The sequence below is a fragment of the Priestia sp. FSL H7-0729 genome (assembly GCF_038005685.1).
Classification (GTDB): domain Bacteria; phylum Bacillota; class Bacilli; order Paenibacillales; family Paenibacillaceae; genus Paenibacillus.
This window is the reverse complement of sequence record NZ_JBBOTQ010000002.1, coordinates 323321-340267: the sequence shown is the minus strand read 5'-3', so window position 1 is coordinate 340267 and position 16947 is coordinate 323321. Positions and strand designations below refer to the sequence as shown.

18 protein-coding genes are annotated in these 16947 nt (G+C 47.1%); 5 read left to right on the top strand and 13 right to left on the bottom strand.

Annotated features, from left to right (window positions below; all coding sequences use genetic code 11):
* Positions 1 to 74: 74 nt before the first annotated feature.
* Positions 75 to 596 (bottom strand): hypothetical protein, encoded by a 522-nt coding sequence (locus tag MHH93_RS08030; RefSeq protein ID WP_500053607.1) that lies wholly within the window; start codon positions 594 to 596, stop codon positions 75 to 77.
* A 167-nt stretch (positions 597 to 763) separates the two neighbouring features.
* Between MHH93_RS08030 and MHH93_RS08025 the strand changes: the two genes are divergently transcribed.
* Both MHH93_RS08025 and MHH93_RS08020 read left to right on the top strand, forming a co-directional pair.
* Positions 764 to 1138, top strand: a complete 375-nt coding sequence (locus MHH93_RS08025) for a BlaI/MecI/CopY family transcriptional regulator (RefSeq protein ID WP_500053606.1) — start codon at positions 764 to 766, stop codon at positions 1136 to 1138.
* A 9-nt stretch (positions 1139 to 1147) separates the two neighbouring features.
* Positions 1148 to 2518, top strand: a complete 1371-nt coding sequence (locus MHH93_RS08020) for a M56 family metallopeptidase (protein WP_500053605.1) — start codon at positions 1148 to 1150, stop codon at positions 2516 to 2518.
* Positions 2519 to 2595: 77 nt separating this feature from the next.
* On the opposite strand, the gene MHH93_RS08015 is transcribed toward MHH93_RS08020, so the two are convergent.
* The 3 genes from MHH93_RS08015 to MHH93_RS08005 form a co-directional block, all read right to left on the bottom strand.
* Positions 2596 to 3330 carry a YdcF family protein gene (locus tag MHH93_RS08015; RefSeq protein WP_500053604.1) on the bottom strand — a complete coding sequence of 245 codons (735 nt, stop codon included), beginning with the start codon at positions 3328 to 3330 and terminating at the stop codon, positions 2596 to 2598.
* Between the two features lie 57 nt (positions 3331 to 3387).
* Positions 3388 to 3930, bottom strand: a complete 543-nt coding sequence (locus tag MHH93_RS08010; RefSeq protein WP_500053603.1) for a nucleotidyltransferase family protein — start codon at positions 3928 to 3930, stop codon at positions 3388 to 3390.
* Positions 3931 to 4145: 215 nt separating this feature from the next.
* The gene (locus MHH93_RS08005) at positions 4146 to 4991 is read right to left on the bottom strand and encodes an AraC family transcriptional regulator (RefSeq protein WP_500053602.1); all 846 of its coding nucleotides are present in this window, start codon (positions 4989 to 4991) and stop codon (positions 4146 to 4148) included.
* Between the two features lie 201 nt (positions 4992 to 5192).
* Here MHH93_RS08005 and MHH93_RS08000 point away from each other — a divergent pair, with 201 nt between their 5' ends.
* Positions 5193 to 5723, top strand: coding sequence for a TetR/AcrR family transcriptional regulator (locus MHH93_RS08000; RefSeq protein WP_124113650.1), 531 nt, complete (start codon positions 5193 to 5195; stop codon positions 5721 to 5723).
* 89 nt (positions 5724 to 5812) lie between these two features.
* Positions 5813 to 6919 carry an MFS transporter gene (locus MHH93_RS07995; RefSeq protein WP_500053601.1) on the top strand — a complete coding sequence of 369 codons (1107 nt, stop codon included), beginning with the start codon at positions 5813 to 5815 and terminating at the stop codon, positions 6917 to 6919.
* 26 nt (positions 6920 to 6945) lie between these two features.
* Here MHH93_RS07995 and MHH93_RS07990 read toward each other — a convergent pair whose 3' ends face one another.
* Positions 6946 to 7554, bottom strand: coding sequence for a DUF1349 domain-containing protein (locus MHH93_RS07990; protein ID WP_500053600.1), 609 nt, complete (start codon positions 7552 to 7554; stop codon positions 6946 to 6948).
* Between the two features lie 42 nt (positions 7555 to 7596).
* Positions 7597 to 7950 carry a hypothetical protein gene (locus MHH93_RS07985; RefSeq protein WP_500053599.1) on the bottom strand — a complete coding sequence of 118 codons (354 nt, stop codon included), beginning with the start codon at positions 7948 to 7950 and terminating at the stop codon, positions 7597 to 7599.
* A gap of 105 nt (positions 7951 to 8055) precedes the next feature.
* On the opposite strand from MHH93_RS07985, the gene MHH93_RS07980 reads away from it, so the two are divergent.
* Complete coding sequence (locus MHH93_RS07980) at positions 8056 to 8322, top strand: SunI/YnzG family protein (protein ID WP_500053598.1); 267 nt, start codon at positions 8056 to 8058, stop codon at positions 8320 to 8322.
* Between the two features lie 153 nt (positions 8323 to 8475).
* Here MHH93_RS07980 and MHH93_RS07975 read toward each other — a convergent pair whose 3' ends face one another.
* Genes MHH93_RS07975 through MHH93_RS07945 form a run of 7 tightly spaced genes read right to left on the bottom strand, consistent with a single transcriptional unit; the run spans position 8476 to position 16945 of the window.
* Entirely contained in the window at positions 8476 to 9438 is a 963-nt protein-coding gene (locus tag MHH93_RS07975; RefSeq protein ID WP_500053597.1) for a glycosyl hydrolase, read from the bottom strand.
* A gap of 29 nt (positions 9439 to 9467) precedes the next feature.
* On the bottom strand, positions 9468 to 10478 hold the full coding sequence (locus MHH93_RS07970; protein ID WP_339307558.1) for a carbohydrate ABC transporter permease: 1011 nt from the start codon (positions 10476 to 10478) through the stop codon (positions 9468 to 9470).
* A gap of 28 nt (positions 10479 to 10506) precedes the next feature.
* On the bottom strand, positions 10507 to 11406 hold the full coding sequence (locus MHH93_RS07965) for a carbohydrate ABC transporter permease (RefSeq protein ID WP_339259938.1): 900 nt from the start codon (positions 11404 to 11406) through the stop codon (positions 10507 to 10509).
* A complete protein-coding gene (locus tag MHH93_RS07960; RefSeq protein ID WP_500053596.1) occupies positions 11403 to 13988 on the bottom strand; it encodes a DUF5696 domain-containing protein in 2586 nt (861 codons plus the stop codon). Before MHH93_RS07960 ends, MHH93_RS07965 begins: the two co-directional genes overlap by 4 nt.
* 14 nt (positions 13989 to 14002) lie before the next feature.
* A complete protein-coding gene (locus tag MHH93_RS07955) occupies positions 14003 to 14623 on the bottom strand; it encodes a YIP1 family protein (protein WP_500053595.1) in 621 nt (206 codons plus the stop codon).
* Positions 14604 to 16070, bottom strand: coding sequence for an NHL repeat-containing protein (locus MHH93_RS07950; RefSeq protein WP_500053594.1), 1467 nt, complete (start codon positions 16068 to 16070; stop codon positions 14604 to 14606). The genes MHH93_RS07955 and MHH93_RS07950 overlap by 20 nt, the downstream gene beginning before the upstream one ends.
* Positions 16071 to 16081: 11 nt before the next feature.
* On the bottom strand, positions 16082 to 16945 hold the full coding sequence (locus tag MHH93_RS07945) for a carbohydrate ABC transporter permease (RefSeq protein WP_017689719.1): 864 nt from the start codon (positions 16943 to 16945) through the stop codon (positions 16082 to 16084).
* Between the last annotated feature and the right edge of the window lie 2 nt (positions 16946 to 16947).

Sequence of the window (16947 nt, the reverse complement as noted above, 5' to 3'; positions counted from 1 at the left end):
ATAGATCAACCTGTTTCTATACATGCAAAATACAGATATTAGATTAAACACCGCTGGTGACCCCTTGGTTTGATTTAATTCACACCCAAGGATGCGTACAAGCGATCCCGCTCTTCGAGAGCCCAGATGTTTGCAGGGTTTTGTTCCAATTGATATCGGAGCTCATCATAAAAATCATGAATCATGAATCCGTCTGGCAAGTTGCCAAGCATGGCTGTAAAGTTGTACTCTGGCAGTGTTTTCTTTCCTTCACTGATCTGTTTCAGCCAGTCCATCCACTTCGCAAGAGTGAGCACTTCCTCCTGCCATAATTCAGCCTGTAACCCAAGCGCATCCTGAAGTTGCTCGTACGCCAATGGATCGGCAAAGGCGCGGCAGGTCTGAACAGCCAGTTCATACAACTGGGTCACTGCACGACGCACCTCATGCTCAAGTTCGACCTCCAATCCTCCCATATAATCCTGAACCTGAATGCTCTGTCCATCATCATATAGTAACGGGGCTTGGGCCAACAGGCGTACAATCTCTTCCATCTCGTGCATTGAAACTCGCTTCTGCTCATAGAGAGCAGGTAATTGATATGCTGTAATGATCATTCACTCCTACATCGTTCTTCTATTAATGACCTATATTATAACATGGTTTGGCAATCATCTATCAGGATAACTTGACTACCCACTACAACTTGTAGTAGTTTATACGTACTACGTAGTGTAGTAATACGATCGTTATGGACGCATAACGATGTTAAGGAGTGTTCACTGTGAACCAGATTCAAAAATTATCCGAAACAGAAATGGAGTTAATGGTCGTTATATGGTCATGCGATCCCCCCGTCACCTCGACAGAGCTATTAGACATATTCGCTGATAAGGGAAAAGCGTGGAAAGCGCAGACCATGTCTACCTTTCTGTCCAGATTGGTGGATAAAGGCGCTCTTACCGTGACGAGGCGTGGAAGAATTAATGATTATAAACCTCTTCTACAACCAGAAGACTACAAACTACAGGAAACACAGCACGTGCTTGATGGACTTTATCAAGGTTCAGTCAAGAATTTGGTTTCGGCCATGTATGACGGTGATAAGCTTTCAGACGAAGACATTTCAGAACTGAAAAAATGGCTTTCGGAAAAGTAGGTGCAGATCATGAACATCTTTTTTGAAATTCTGTGCAGTCTGACCGTGGCTGGAAGTATCGTTGCCGTTTGTATTTTGGCACTACGACTCCTACCCGTGGCTGTTTTTCCGACCAAGTGGCTCTACAGGCTCGGTAAAATGGCTCTCCTGTTCTATCTGTTCCCGGTATCTCTTGGCCTTTCATGGCTTTTGGGTTTTGCATTCCCTCCTGCATCAACTGTACCAAGTACGGAGCATGCAACATCTTCGAGCTTACTTGCAGGACCATTCATCCCGGAACAAACCATTTCTGTGACCACAGCCTGGTTCCTGTTATGCATATGGGGCATTGGCGTCATCGGTTTTTCTGCATGGCAGATGTATTGTTATCGGAGATTTTTGAATGAACTATCACGTACACGTACGCCAGTCCTCTGTCATAGTGAGGCAGCTATACAGCTACCATTACTCAAAAAGACTTTGGGTCTCAAAGGGAATGTAACGCTTGCTCACAGCACTGTAGTACGGAGCCCTATACTAGTCGGCTTATTTAAACCAACGATATATCTCCCACCCGAAAATACGGTCAAGATGGACATCAAGATGGTCATTCATCATGAGTTGGTACATCTGAAACATCAAGATCTGTGGGTCAAGGCTCTGACCTTGGGGGTTAGTGCCCTGCACTGGTTCAATCCTCTGATTCATATGATTCGTCGGGACATTCACACATGGAGCGAGTTAGCCTGTGATGAAGATGTGGTGAAAGAGATGTCGCATGAAGAGCGGAGACGGTATGGTGAGACGATTTTAAATGTGATGGCGGGAACCAAGAAAACGCCTGCTCAATTTTGTTCATCCCTCTCGGGTGAAGGCAAACAATTAAAAAGGAGATTGATGAACATGTTTAATGTGAAAAAACTGAAAAAGAAACACTGGATGTTAAGTATGGGAGCCCTATTGCTTATTACAGGAGTAAGTACTTCCACCGCAGTATGGGCATCAAACCATACCGTTAAAGTAGAGGCCAAGGCTACTGAAGCCGTGCCTGTTCCTTCAGTATCTGAAACTCCTGAGATCGTAGCTTCTCCCGATACAGCCGGAGTTTCTGAAGCTGTAACTGCTCCCGCTGCTTCCGAAAAGCCTGAAATCGTGGCTATCCCTGAGGATGAAGTTTCAGAAAATGTGCCAGCTCCTTCTTCTGTTGAACCTTCTGAGGATCAAGTTGTAGAATCGGCCACAGTTCCTTCTCTTGCTGGACCTTCTGATATGGTAGCCCTCCCTTCCGAGGACAAGGCTTCCGAGGCTGCAACCGTTCCTTCTCCTGCCTCATCTTCTGAAATGGTAGCGCTCCCTGCGGATCAGGTTTCGGAAGCTGTACTTGTTCCTTCAAAGAAGTAACTCAACGTTAAGGAACAAGTACACCCAGATAAACAAAAAGGACGAAGCATAAGTCTTACGCTTCGTCCTTTTGTATATTAGATAAACGTTTTGATCGTAGCAAAATATTCACGGATCATGTTGACCGGCTTCAAATATCCTGGTGATGGGGCAGATATGCCGTATTCTGCCGCATAACCGTTCTTGGCTGCAATATATTTGGAGCGGAACATGTGATAGTCACTCGTGACAATCATGATCTCCGGGTGCTCCAACCCGGATTCCTGAATAATTTTTTTGGAAAAGGCCAAATTCTCCTGTGTACTTGTGGAGCGATCTTCCATAATGACTTGCTCAGGGCTAATCCCCTGTTCAACCAGATAGTTTTTCATAGCGAGCGCTTCGGGAATCGATTCTCCAGGTCCCTGTCCACCCGATACAATGACCGGTGTCTGAGGGTGACTGCGAATGTAGTCCAGACTGGCATCCAACCTTTGCTTCAAAGTCAATGATAATTCCGTTCCCCGAATGCCTGAACCCAGAATAATAACGTAGTCCGCCTCTTCCGGATCATTCGCACCCAGCTGTGTGAATACAAGCGCCTCAATAATGACAAAAGAGACGGCAGCCACGCCAAATCCGGTAAGGATAATCCGTTTCAAAATAACATGCTTCTGATAGTCAATCCTTCTTAGCATGATAAAAGCCACCGTGATCAGGCCGAACAACATGACTGGAAATCGTTGGCCCCAGAAGACCAGAAACGCCACAAAACATGCCAACAGGACGAGATCAATGATCAGTCCATATTTTTGCAAGAACTTTTTTATCAAGTCCGTAAACACCCCTTCTTGTACCTTCAATTCCGCGTATCTCTATGATTCAAGCTGTTATGATCGTAATTTGGGCCATTGTTCCTGCCAGCACTTCTTATGAACACGCTGATTGTAATAATCAGCATCCGCGAAGAAAGGACTTTTGCGGACTACGAGTTGGTACAGGTCATGCAAACCATGCGGAGCACAGATGTTCACTCGGTCCTCTTCATCCAGCTGTACGCCTATGGCAGTCACAATTTCTGGCCAATAGCGAAGAGCATCCTTAGTAGATTGATAAGGAACTGTGCCATTGCGCAGATGCATTCTCGCCTGGTTTTTGACCGACCACTTGGCATTGCCAGTCTCCTCACGAAGCTGTTGTTCGAGCTGTATGTCTCGCTCCTCCCGCAAGTCTAGCGCGTCATAATAAACAACATCAATATCGCTATGAAGTTCACGTAGATCATATCCATGCAGAACATCCCATATATAATTACGAATATATCCAGCACCTATGTAACATTGAGGCAGTTGCAGACTTCGAACTCGCCGCAGGTCGTGCATCAATTGCTCGTGATCCATAATTACCCGAATGAATTTCTCCTCATGCAACATATCTGCCTCCCTGCGGTTCACTTTTCATTCTGTCATGAAATAAACCTTTGTTCCAATATATCATGTTTCCCTATCTGCAATAAAATGAACAACGCTTGAACATCCTCATCATTACTTCGCGTTTCTGACCAATCACAACCAAATAGCCCGTAAACAGAGTCGGTTATCCGACTGTCTATGGGCTACATTCTTATAGAGTTTGAGACGGTTAATATTTACTTAATCGGTATCCAGATTTGCGGCGGTTGGTTCGGTCCCGGGTATACTTCCAGCTCTGGCATATACGCATGCTCATAAGGATTGGATGGAAACCATTCCGCAATAATCTGTTTCCACAGAAGCTGCATGCTCTCCGGCATCGGGCCTTCTACTTCAAAAACACTCCATTTGGAAGCAGGCATGGTGAAGGTTGAAAATCCTTTCGGCACTTCACCATCGTAAGTCGTAGCAATCCAATATTGCATCTGTTTCTCCTGAATTTCACTCTGATCGACAACGACGCCAAGTAACCCTGGGATACCCCCATTGTTCAGTTCAAATAAACGATCCTCTGTACCGCTTGTCCACGCCTCCTGCCACATCTTCCCGATTCCTTGCAGATGTTCTCCATCTACATATGAGAAAGTCTGCTTCACCCCTACGATAGTAAATTCAGGATGTTCAACGATTCTATATTTCATCGGTTCTGCTCCTTTTAGACTCACTTGAATCACCAGACGATTATACGATTTGACAGCGTTACTATTCTTTCGAACCTCACTGGGTGCGATTCCATGTTGTCTCCGAAAGGCTTTGGAGAAAGATTCTGGTGTATCGTAACCATATTTAAGCGCCAAATCGATAATTTTAACATCACGCTGAAGTAGCTCATGTGCCGCCAAAGTCAATCGTCTGCGTCTTATGTACTCGGCTACAGTAATATCAGTTAATAAGGAAAAGGTACGTTGAAAATAAAAAGGAGAGATATGAGCCTCTGCTGCAATCTGCTCCATCGTCATGTTTTCGAGCAAGTGGTCTTCCATATATTGAATAGCGACCTGTAATGCGTTGATCCAGTTCATGTGGTAATCACTCCTTGATGTCTAATATAACGGATAAACACCTCAATAACCTGTCATACTGTGCTTTCATTTGTCCGGTGAAAGCACAACGATGTAGTTCATATAACGCCATCTCACAGAATTTGACAATGTAAACGATTTACTATAGCCTTTGAGTATAATGATCGTTCTATCATATTTTAAGGGAGGACATTCCTGATTATGAGCAGCAAAAAAGAAATGCTTTTGAACGTGGCTGAAGAACTGTTCTATCTTCACGGCTTCCATTCCATTGGCTTGAAACGAATTATAACGGATGCCGGGATCGCCATCATGACGTTATATAATCACTTTGAGTCCAAGGATGATCTTATTGTCCAGGTGCTCCTGCGACGTGAACAGCGTTATTTGGAACAGCTTCGGCAATATGCTGACAATAAAGCACAACCCATGTTCCTCAATTTGGCTGAAGGACACGCAAAATGGCTAAAGGAGCACGAATCAAGAGGGTGCTTATTTTTACGCGCCAAGGAAGAATTTGGAGGTCATGCAGATCATATCATCGTCCAGACTGTCAATGCGCACAAAAGACATATGCGAACCTTAATCCATACATTAGCGCCTGCTGCGAGTGAACGTGATCTATTGAGATTCTCCATATTGCTGGAGGGCTCCACCGCACTCGCTGAGACAGAAAATGTAAATGACGTCTGCCGTGAACTGATCCATATGACGCTAACCAGTTTCAAGTAATGCCATTCCGGGTGAGTTAGTAGTTCAACTCACTTTTTTATTTCATGAGAAATATAATGATCGTTCTATCTAAAAAGGCGGTGGACTAAATGAAAAAAATGATCTTTCCAGGCATTGCACTAATTGCTGTATGTTATGCATTCGGGCGATTCAGTTATGGGTTGTTTATGCCGGAAATTTCGGAAGCCTTACAATTAAATGATGCAGCCTCAGGCGCGATTAACTCAGGCACGTATATTGCCTACTGTCTATCCCTTTTAACTGCCCCCCTGTTGATTAATCGCAAGGGACATCATTATGTCATCCAACTGGCCGGAATCAGCGCCGTGCTAGGTTTAACCGGCATTGCCCTATCTCAGAATGCATGGATGCTTACTTTCAGCATATTTCTCGCTGGTCTGAGCACAGGCTGGGCTTCCCCGGCCCTTGGTAATGCAGTGAATGCCGAACTGGCTCCTAATCTGCAAGCAAGAGGCAACAGTTGGATTAATACAGGGACCAGCTTCGGGATTGTTGTATCTGGCCCACTCTACTTGCTCTTTACGGATTACTGGCGTTTAACCTACATCCTGTATGCTGCAATCGGCGTTGTCGTTCTTTTGTGGAACAGACGTGTCATTCCAGCAACCAAGACCCTGCCTTGTACCAAATCTCTCTGGACATGTATGAAACCAACCAGACCTGGGTCTGCTCTGCTCATGGCATGTCTGTTGACAGGTTTCAGTTCTGCAATCTATTGGACCTTTGCCCGAAATTTCCTTACAGACGAGAAAGGGGCCACCGATTCGGAAGCCGTGTTGTTCTGGATTGTGATGGGGGTTATGGGCATACTCGGCGGATGTGCTGGCCGCATTATTGAACGGATCCAGATTGGGTGGTCCTACCGAATTGGCATAATGTTACTGGCTATTTCGCTTGGGGTTATCCTTCTGCCATCCATGACTGCCAGCATAATTTCTGCCATCATGTTTGGGAGCACCTACATTTTCCTGACCAGTGTATTTATCGTTTGGGCAACGAGATTATTCAGTCCGAATGTATCCATTGGAATCAGCCTCGCCTTCCTCGCATTAGGTGTTGGGCAATTTCTCGGCTCCTCCATGGCAGGTTACACGATTGAAGTGTTTTCCAATACAACGGCATTTCTGGCCTTTGCTACGCTTGGACTGCTCGGATTGTTCATTCGGGTGAAATAAAATGCAAGCACAGCCTTCCGGTTGTGTTATTCTACCCGGCGTACACTTCCGGTCAGTCCATGTTGAAGCCGTACATCTGTAAAAGTAACCGTAGTCCCTTGTCCAATTGGGGATTGAGCCACAATGCCGACTTTGATCTCTTCCGGGCAATCAAGGCCAAAATAACGTACCAACTTCCACTTCTCGCCATCCTGAGAATAATGGAAAGCAAAGCTGTCGCCTGCCCGGGCTACACGTAAATAAGGCTTACTGACATCTACAGGGGATGATACACAATCATCCGACTTACCACGGGTCACAACACTGAGAATGGACGGCTGTTCTTCAAAAAATTCAAAGCAGACTTTAGCCCAATTCGTATCGTCCACCATCACCATCAGGCAGCCCGAATCATACTGTTCTTTCATATCCACCTGTACTTGAGTGACGAGGCTGAAATCTCCCTTAACTACCGTATGTAAAAATGGAGCTGAAGCTTTCACCGGCTCACCTCCCGGATCAATAAAAAAGTCGCTGATCGGCGAAACGGTTACCGTTACTTTACCGTCTTCAATGGACCAATCTGCTGGCTTGTTCAGCCATCTCAAGTTGGCAGATAATGTTTGACCTGAACAATGTTCGAATAGATTCGTCATGTGGCACACCCTTTGTGATGGAGTTTAAGCTGACTCATTTCTCTATTTGTATTCGGTATGTAACATGGTTAATCCTGTATGTTTCCCATCAGGTTCCCATCTCTGATATTGTACACTGAAGTCTACAGCTGACAACCATTCACATGCTCCTAGCGTTAGATAATGGGGATATGATTGTACAGGCTTACCCCCCTTGGCAACAAACTGCTCATATGCTCTTTGCTCAAGTGTTCTGCGAATTGTCATGTAATCAGCGGATCGCCGACTGGCAAAGTTCCTTCCCTGAAGACGGATCTTCTGTATTACTGTTTCTGCTTCATCCGCAGACAGGCTGGAGAGATTTTTGAAAGGACCAAGACTTTGTTCAAAATAATGATAGGCATTCCAGTCGTTCAACCCTTCCACTCCCTTCATTATTAATTAGGTAATTTTATCCAAAATATGATAAACTGGACATACGAGATTACTTCAATAATTTGAATCACAACAGGAGGTCATCCTATGTTTGGTGTTAACGTGAAAAAAGCAGAAGATCAACTGGTCATCCGGTGGCAGTTCTCCAAAATTGAAATTCCAATTGCACATATCACATCGGTCACCCTTGATGATACGTACGGTGGAAGCGAACCATCCGCCATTCGGATCGGTCCAGTCAATGGCACAAGCGAGAGGATTCTGATCCGTACGGTTAATCAATCATATATCTTATTCACGAACAGTGTGAATTTATATCCCAATATCCGAGATATGCTACAACTGGCAAACTAGATTGTGGTTCGAAACGGATTTTAATGTTTCTCCAAGGAATAGCTCCATTTACATATGTACGCCACCAGAAAGAAGCGTGAGTATTCGCATTAAATCTTCCAGCGAATACTCACGCTTCTTTGATGCTAATACCAGTTGTTTGAAGTAACGTTCTTACAACCAACTCCATTTCGGTAACTGATCGAGCGTAATGACCTCTTCGCTGCTATACACTTCCTTCAAAAACGCTAGTTCATTATGCGTCCCGTCTTTCAGAAATCCACCTGTCCAAGTGCAGAACCAACTCCAGTGTACATCCTGTTCCTTCATTTGTTTGGAATCAGGGATGGAGCCGTTCTCGGCCAGTGCAATGATTTTGTTGTTCTTCACAAGCTCACGCAGGTTGGTGTAACGTGCAGCCAGCGGGCTGTGGTCTCCTGCTTCCGGGTATACATCCACACTGACAATATCCACGACATCATCCCCTGGATACCATTCCTGTTTTTCCGAGTTCCAGACCCAGATGAGATTGTGCAGTTCGTGCTCGTAAACTAATCGATCATACAACAACCGATACAACTGTATGGCAGGTTCGGGGCCTCTCGCTCCCCACCAGAACCATCCACCTTCGGCTTCGTGCAGCGGTCGGAATAACACGGGCACACCAGCATCTTTCAACTCTTGCAAATGAACTGCAATCGCATCGATATCCCGGATTAATAATTGATATGCTTCCGATTCAGTATCAGCCAGCGCTAAACTCAGATCAAAGGTAGTCGCATCCGTATAAAAACCCCGCCACCACTCCTTGCCCGGTTCATCGATCAGATCCATAGGTGCATTCCAGTGCCAGCACAGCGTCACAATTCCACCTTGTCGGTGCCATGCTATGGCATCCCGAATCTCCTGAGAGACCGAGCCGCGCTCTATTCTCGATGGCGAATATTCCATGAGATCGAAGCCAATCACAGCTGGTTTCCGGCCTGTATTTTCATTAATCCAGTTCAGATTGCTGTAGTCCTGCTGACCTGACAACATCCCTTTCCCATAACGCTCGACCAGGAACGCCATTAGTTCTCTCGCTTCGGATGTCGCTGCTTCATTCACCGGAGCATGGTTGATCGTACGTACCGTCATCGCTAATACCTCCAATTAGGTTTACCATGTTAACCCACAACCCCTGAGCGCTCAATACTCTCCACGAAATACCGTTGTACAAACAGATACAAAATAATCAGTGGTGCAATCGCCAGCAAAATACCTGTATCTACGATCATGGCCACATAGTTCGGATCGGCCTTGATGCCCGAGTTCGAACCAAAGCCCATCAGTTGTGGAATCAACTGGTTCGCCTGAGCAGGCAAGGAAGCCACCTTCAGTGAGATCAGTGGACTTTCACTCATGAATAATGCCGAATAGAACGTATCGTTGTACTGCCACACAAAGGAGAACAGAATGACCGTAATCAGTGGTGAGATGGCATTGGGCAACATGATACGGGCAAACGTCTTGAATCCACCAGCGCCGTCAATCAGTGCAGCCTCCTCGATTTCCTTCGGCATACCCTTGAAGAACTGACGGAAAATATAGATGAACAACCCCGCCTTTAGCCCTCCTGCCGTAGCCGCCGTAATCATGGAGGGCCAATACGTATTCAGCAAATTGATGCCATTCTTTCCCGTGAACAACTGGATTATTCCCATAAAGTCAAAGCTGCGGAAATGTAAATACATCGGCACCATGAGTGTACTTGTGGGCACCAGAATGGTGAGAATGACCAGGATAAAGAGCACATTGCTGCCTGGAAAAGAAAACCGGGCGAAGCCGTATCCGGCAAGTGCACAGGATATGGCTGTCAGAAGCGTTGTGATGGTAACGAACAATAACGTGTTCGCCAGCAGAGGCAGGTAATCCATCACTTGGGCCGCTAGCCGAATATTATCCAACGTAAAGTGCTGAGGAATCATATAGATCGTTGGATTGTAGATATCCTGCTTATCCTTGAACGCAACTGACACTTTGAGAAATAACGGATACAAAATAATAAATGAAATACCAATGACCAAAGCATATCTGAATATGGAATAGAGAAGGTCCGATGTCTTGTTTCGCACCCGCTGCATGTGGTAATTCTGCTTCGGAACTACCACCATGCGATCTGTTCCTGATGCAGCCATAATCTGAAGCCTCCCTCAATGTGAACCGTCAATTGTAATGAACGCGCCGTGATAACACCCAGCCCACTACGATCAGTACAAGGCCAATCACCAGCGTGTACAGCCAGGACATCGCCGAGCTCAAGCCAAAGTTCTGGGTTTTAAATGCAGTCTGATAGATGGCCTGTGTGACCGGACTTCCGGCAAAGGAATCAATGATTGTATAGATGACATTTGTCAGAATCAATGGACTGACCATGGGAAATGTTATTTTCCAGAACGATTCATAGGCTGTTGCCCCTTCGATCTTCGCAACCTCATACATTGATCCCGGTACCGATTGCAGCGCGGCGAGAAAGATCAAAATCTGAACGCCTGAGCTGCTAATAATCTCATAGATTCGCATGATAGCTTCAACGATGTAATCCACATAGGCCATCGGCAATCCCACATCCGCCAGCATTCGCACAATGGATACCACATTGAACGAGGCACCGCCATCAGCGGCCGCATCGACAGCACTTGCATCCCCCATCAGATTGATTAATCCCGCAGACTCTGCTGCTGCGACTGCACTGGAAGCCAGAATAACCGGCAGGAAGAAGATCGCACGTGCCATCGTCCTACCTCTGAACTTCTGGTTAAGCAGTGTTGCCGTAAACAGACTGAAGAACAGAATCATCGGCACATTCAGCAACATCGCTCCTACGGAATCCACCAGAATCCGGTTGTATGTAGCATCAACCAGAAGCGCATCCTTGAAATTTTTGAATCCAACGAAGTCCAGAACGTATCCGCCTGGAGCAACCGACAGATTACTCAGACTGAACCGGATCGATTGCAGGAGCGGTGTGGCAAAGAGGAAGATGAACCCGAGCAGCCACGGGGAAATAAATGCAAGTCCAAGCAGCGCTCTCCGTGACTTCAGCGATAATCGAATGGTTCTCATCGGTTCACTCCTCCCACCACATAGTCCATCCCGCCAACCGTCGTTCCATCCACAGTTACTGCATCCGCATTGTAATTCACAAGAATGGTTGTACCGCCAGTATAGGTGACTCTGACTACACCTTCCTGAATGCGTTCATGTCTGAGGATCTTCTCATTCGCTAAATCTCCCAGTACTTCATCGGCCTGCTTATACAAAGCAATGGCGTCATCCACCCAATAGCTGTACTCCGTTGCATAGGCCGAATCATAATTCGTCAGCTTCAGCCTGGATGATGGTTCATAGGTCCATTTAAAATACGGAGCTGCCCCAAGTTCCAGGCTACGCAGCAACTGTTTGCGTAGATCCTGATCCCCCGACGTGTTCATCGGAGATGCCGCATAGTTCATGTATCCATGAATAACCATCGCATAAAAAGGAACTTCTTCATCGGTAATATTGAACCGACTCGACCCTGCGGGTACATTCACAACATGTTGTGCGCTACCCCAAGCGTAGCTATTCGCTGAGGATACCATCAGGTTCGGATAGGACTGTGCCAACTTGCCCAGCTGCTCCTTCACAATGTTCTTCGCCGTCTCCCGATGAATCACCCGACTATCCCGGTAATCCGAAGTCAGGACCTGCCCCAGATCACGAAGGGATAATCCGCCAAGGTCCAATTGATTGAAATGGTCAGCAAACTCACTCACCACATAAGGAAGCTTCGCGGCTGAGAGTAAATAATAGCTGTCCCTACTCTGATCCATGCGATTAAGCGCAGGATTGTACGGATACAATTCTGCTGTCTCCTTTGTGACAAACCTTGCCGCATCCGAGGAAGGAGCAAAGCTCATATCATCGTGATACATGTGCTGGAAAGCCACATCCGGGAACAAAGCTCCACCCGACTGCTCCAGCTTAGCGGACAACGCTTGCAGTTCGGAACGACTGCCTACTTCACTGTCCAATTTTACCTGGGTTGGTGTATGATGGCTGATGCCACCGCCGAACCATCCCTGATAACGCATTTGTACACGTTTCACACCTTCCTGCTGTAACTTCGCAGCCATTTCAGCGGCCTGTTCGTACGTCGTCATGGCCAAGGTAGTCCGATAGGGCACACTCAGGAACGAAGCCTTTTTGTCCACTGCACCAAGCACATCCACATAGAACGGCAACTCCGTCTGTTCTGCGAGCGGCTTCAGTACGTCCTGCTTGATCAACTGCTGCTGATACAAGCGGGCCATGCCCGAGTAACTGGCATCTTCTCCATGAAGGAAATGATAGCGGACCTGAATATCTCCACGGAAAGGCTCTTCGCTAAGCAGCTGGATCTCCTGCATTTTCTGGGAGGTATACATCTCCAGCTCATCCTCCCCCCGCAGGGAGAAGGTCGCATGTACATGGTTGTAGCTGTTCTGTCTGCCTCCAATATCCGCAGAGATACTGGCTATGCCATCCCCTTTTTCAATGACTGCAAACCACGCATTCTCCCCGTTCTTCAAACCAAACACAGGCATATGCGCGGATTCGCTAACCTGAGGACGACTGAGTGAATTATCATTCGGGTCTGCACCATAGACACGCTGTACATACTGCTCTTCCTGGGTTTTCCCGTTGTTCAGGTGGATCAGACTACCCGAACCGTCAGGTACCAGCATGTAGCCTTCACCTTTCGTATCCGCAGCACCAAAATAAGCGAGCAAATCAATATTTCGGATACGGTATTGCCCACTTTCCTCTATCTGACTCAGAGGCACGGTCACAACAAGCGCCCCTTGATCCAATCGGTATTCTACTGAAATCACGAAGCTTGGCTTATCAGACACACCTCCGCCTTCGACCCCGTTCTCCTGATTGTCATAAGCGAGATCTTCCGCTGTGTAACCTGCCGTCTCGAAGGCACTCAACATCTTGTTCAATACAAGCTGTTTGGAAATCTGTCCATCCAGCCGTTCCAGAATATCGGGATTGTTCTTGGTTGGATAATAACGAGCAGATGTGTATCTTGCGACAGTAGCATCCAGCTTGGAAAGAACCATCTCCTCGAGTCGTTGCTTGCTGATCAGCTTGGGCAGTGCATCAATACCAAGTGATGTATCACCAAGTGTATAGTTGACCCGTATGCCCTGATCGATCTGGCCCGCGGTGAATTGTTTGTTGCTTATACTCGAACTGAAATTTGGAAAGTTCTCCAAAGTGCCCATCGAATCCCGGAAAGACACGTTCAACTGGGAGGACAGGACCTCTTTTTCATATGCGGAAGCAAGGCTGTCCTCCGCCCGTTCTTTCGGGTTGCTGTACCAGATCTCTCCACTTTTCCCGTCACGTACGGCAATTTCCGTTGTCTCCTCGTTATAGTACAAGGCCAAACCCTGATCTTCGGCGACCAGCTTCATACCAGGCACACCCTGCGAAGAGTCGCTAAGAAACTGCAACGGGTCCTCCGTGACGGGCATGGCTTTGGTTGTCGCATCCAGATAAGCCGCGGCTTCTACTGCAGGAATGCCCCTGTTGTTTATATACAGCAGTCCGGCTGCAATCATGATTACAGCTGCACCACCAGCCAGCACCGTATATAGTCGTTGCCTTTTGTTCACGGATGCCGCCTCCTTTAGGTCCGAAAAATCAACTCGCGGTAGATGTTATAACCGAATTCGTACAACTGTTGCAGCATGCTGAAGACCAGTGCGCCAAGGAATACAATAATACCCATCACAATAAGTGTCAGCACCATCGTAACGATTGTTTTAACCACCGTGTACTGGTGTACCGTCATCATGCCAATGAACAGAAGCAGTACAAACCAGAAAAACGCGATGCTATTGAACAGATAATAAAAAGCAGTCTCCTCCTGCACCATGAACCGGCTAATTACGATCATCGGGGCATAGACCAGAATAACGGGAATGAGCGAGTAACCTGTCGCCAGCACGATTTCCCTGAACTTGCCTTCCCCTTCCATCAAGGTCGTTACTGCCCAATTGGCCGTGCACCATAGAAAGAAAGGCACCGCAACTGTGGCGATCTCAATGATGCTGTTAATCGTGCGAGGGTCGATGTAATTGACGAGAAATCCTGCATACTGCTTTTGCAGAATCATCATGACAATGGTAAGCGCTAGTGCTGCAAAAGCAACAAGCAGCCGTCCCCGGTTATCCGACTTGAGGTCCCAGAATGCATCAATGGGGTGAAAAATGAGATGCAGCGGAAACTTAATGAAATCCTGCTTCACGATCGACCTGCCTCCTCCGTCTCCATTTAGCCGCCACCCGGGTCAGGATCAGAATGACAATCAGCGCAATTACAGTGGTCAGGAATGTACCAAAATGTTCCTTCATCATCTCTCGCCGATGCCTCTTAAACGCGACAGAATAACTCTTGCGATCCATCCCAAGTTCGAAGTAACCCAGTGCCTCCTCGTTTTTTTTCTCCATTAATAAGGACTTGCCGATACCGATATAGGCGATGTCATAGTTGGCATTCAGCTTCAGCACTTCTCTCCATATATTTACGGCTTCCGTGTCCTCGCCCCGATAGTGGAGTGCCACCGCTTCATTCACACGGGAACCAAAACGGGTTGGCTCGTAGACGACAAGATTGTTCTTGCCCCGATCCAGAACCAAGTGATGCTCACCCGATTGCTCAATCGCAACTGGCGTTTTGAGCGTGCCCACCTGATTTCCTTTGCCACCGTATATGTAGAGCAGATGACCTTCATCGTCGTACGTGAACACCCGATTCTGTGTCGCATCCAGTACACTGTACATGCCGTCGCCGAGCACTTTCACATCAATCAGTTTGGATGGACCAGGATTGTTGCGGAACCGGATATCGCCTTTGACGTCATAATAACCAAAACGTTTCAGTACATCTTCGCCAGACGGATTCAGCCGTTTGATCGGTTCATTCGAGCCTGGATCAATATTCGTCGCATATACGAAACCTTTGAGGTCAATATCCGCATTGGAGAACTCTGTTGGCACAAACAGAACCATCTGTGCACGCTGGGCTTTGGTGGATAACATGCGCCAGATATATTCGCCGTAGTCCCGCTCCACTTTGTTGGTACCGACGTATCCGATAAATTTCCCACTCTCATCAAACTGCATAATCCCTTCATAAACCCCCTGTGCCACAACATACACTCGGCCCACATGGTCCACCGTCAGCTTCAAGGGCTGGAACTGGAATTGAGTCGACAGGATGTCCGACTCGGGCTTCGTGATGGTTTGTATCAGCGTCCCCTCTCCATCCAGGACAACGACACGACTGTTGCCCGTATCAGCGACGTATATGTGTTCTTCTTCATTCACGAACAATCCGCCCGGAAGATTGAAGGTTTCCTTGCCGCCCTCCATCATGAATCCATCAATGACGCGCAGCAGTTTAAAACGACTGTCCAATACGATAATTCGACTGTTGCCGCTATCCAAAATGTAGATCAACCCGGATGGAGAAACGTTCACATCACCGGGTTCTTTGAACGCACTAATGCCGAGGTCACGGCCTGAAATGGTACGCTCGGGCAGATAGGCATCCGGTGAAGGTACAGCCTCTTTCCAATAGTTGTAGTTATAACTCTCATACGGCGCCGGGGAGGCCGCCGCAGGCACGGCATTCACCAGCAGCAGAGATACTGCCGCCAGGAGAACAAGCCATCTTTTCACTGTGCGTGCCATATCGTTCCCCCTTAATCCTTCATGCCCGAGCTCGCCATCGTCTCAATGATTCGGCTCTGTGAGAAAATAAATAACGTAATCGGCACACTCATCAAAATCAGTGCTACCGCTGCTCCCGCACCTGCCCGGGATATTCCGCCCTGAATAATCTGGCCCGCTGCATAATGCAGGGTCTTGAGTTGCTCGCTGTAGATGTATCCATTGCCATCACTGCCCCATAACATCTGGAATAACAGGATGATCAACGTAAGCCAGGCTGGCTTCACATTGGGCATAACAATGGACCAGAAGATCCGGTATTCGCTGGCACCGTCAATCTTGGCTGCTTCCAGCAGCGCATCCGGAATCTGCTCCATGAATTGTTTCATCAGATACAACCCAAGTGAATAGGCGAATGCCGGAATAATAACAGCCCAGTACGTATCAATCCATCCGAGCCATGACATGATCATATAGTTCGGAATTGCTGTAACTGCCGGTGTGAACATCAGTGATAGTACGACCACTTGGAACATGAATACTTTACCTGGAAACTTGTGCTTGGCAAGTGGGTAGGCCGCTGCGGAAGCCAGAAGCACATGACCGACGATTCCAATACCTGTAATGAATACCGTGTTGAATATATAGCGTGAAAACGGCACCCACGAGTCACTCAGCAGATTCAGCAGATCTGTAAAGTTGCTGAACGTGGGATTTTTGACAAACAGCGTTGGCGGAAAAGTGAAAATCTCATCCAATGGTTTGAATGCATTGTTGATTGCATAGATCAGCGGCAGCACCATGAAGGCACCAAATACGAGCAGAAGGGCAAACAGGGAGAGGCTTCCCGATAGCGAGCGATTCACCCGCTTTTTGCCTGTCGCAATTGCAGCCATAG

Coding starts and splice junctions, on each gene's coding strand:
- MHH93_RS07995 (WP_500053601.1), top strand. CDS start 5,813: ATGAAAAAAATGATCTTTCCAGGCATTGCACTAATTGCTGTATGTTAT.
- MHH93_RS07950 (WP_500053594.1), bottom strand. CDS start 16,070: ATGGCACGCACAGTGAAAAGATGGCTTGTTCTCCTGGCGGCAGTATCT.
- MHH93_RS07975 (WP_500053597.1), bottom strand. CDS start 9,438: ATGACGGTACGTACGATCAACCATGCTCCGGTGAATGAAGCAGCGACA.
- MHH93_RS08030 (WP_500053607.1), bottom strand. CDS start 596: ATGATCATTACAGCATATCAATTACCTGCTCTCTATGAGCAGAAGCGA.
- MHH93_RS07945 (WP_017689719.1), bottom strand. CDS start 16,945: ATGGCTGCAATTGCGACAGGCAAAAAGCGGGTGAATCGCTCGCTATCG.
- MHH93_RS07965 (WP_339259938.1), bottom strand. CDS start 11,406: ATGAGAACCATTCGATTATCGCTGAAGTCACGGAGAGCGCTGCTTGGA.
- MHH93_RS08005 (WP_500053602.1), bottom strand. CDS start 4,991: ATGAACTGGATCAACGCATTACAGGTCGCTATTCAATATATGGAAGAC.
- MHH93_RS08020 (WP_500053605.1), top strand. CDS start 1,148: ATGAACATCTTTTTTGAAATTCTGTGCAGTCTGACCGTGGCTGGAAGT.
- MHH93_RS07990 (WP_500053600.1), bottom strand. CDS start 7,554: ATGACGAATCTATTCGAACATTGTTCAGGTCAAACATTATCTGCCAAC.
- MHH93_RS08010 (WP_500053603.1), bottom strand. CDS start 3,930: ATGTTGCATGAGGAGAAATTCATTCGGGTAATTATGGATCACGAGCAA.
- MHH93_RS07980 (WP_500053598.1), top strand. CDS start 8,056: ATGTTTGGTGTTAACGTGAAAAAAGCAGAAGATCAACTGGTCATCCGG.
- MHH93_RS07970 (WP_339307558.1), bottom strand. CDS start 10,478: ATGGCTGCATCAGGAACAGATCGCATGGTGGTAGTTCCGAAGCAGAAT.
- MHH93_RS08000 (WP_124113650.1), top strand. CDS start 5,193: ATGAGCAGCAAAAAAGAAATGCTTTTGAACGTGGCTGAAGAACTGTTC.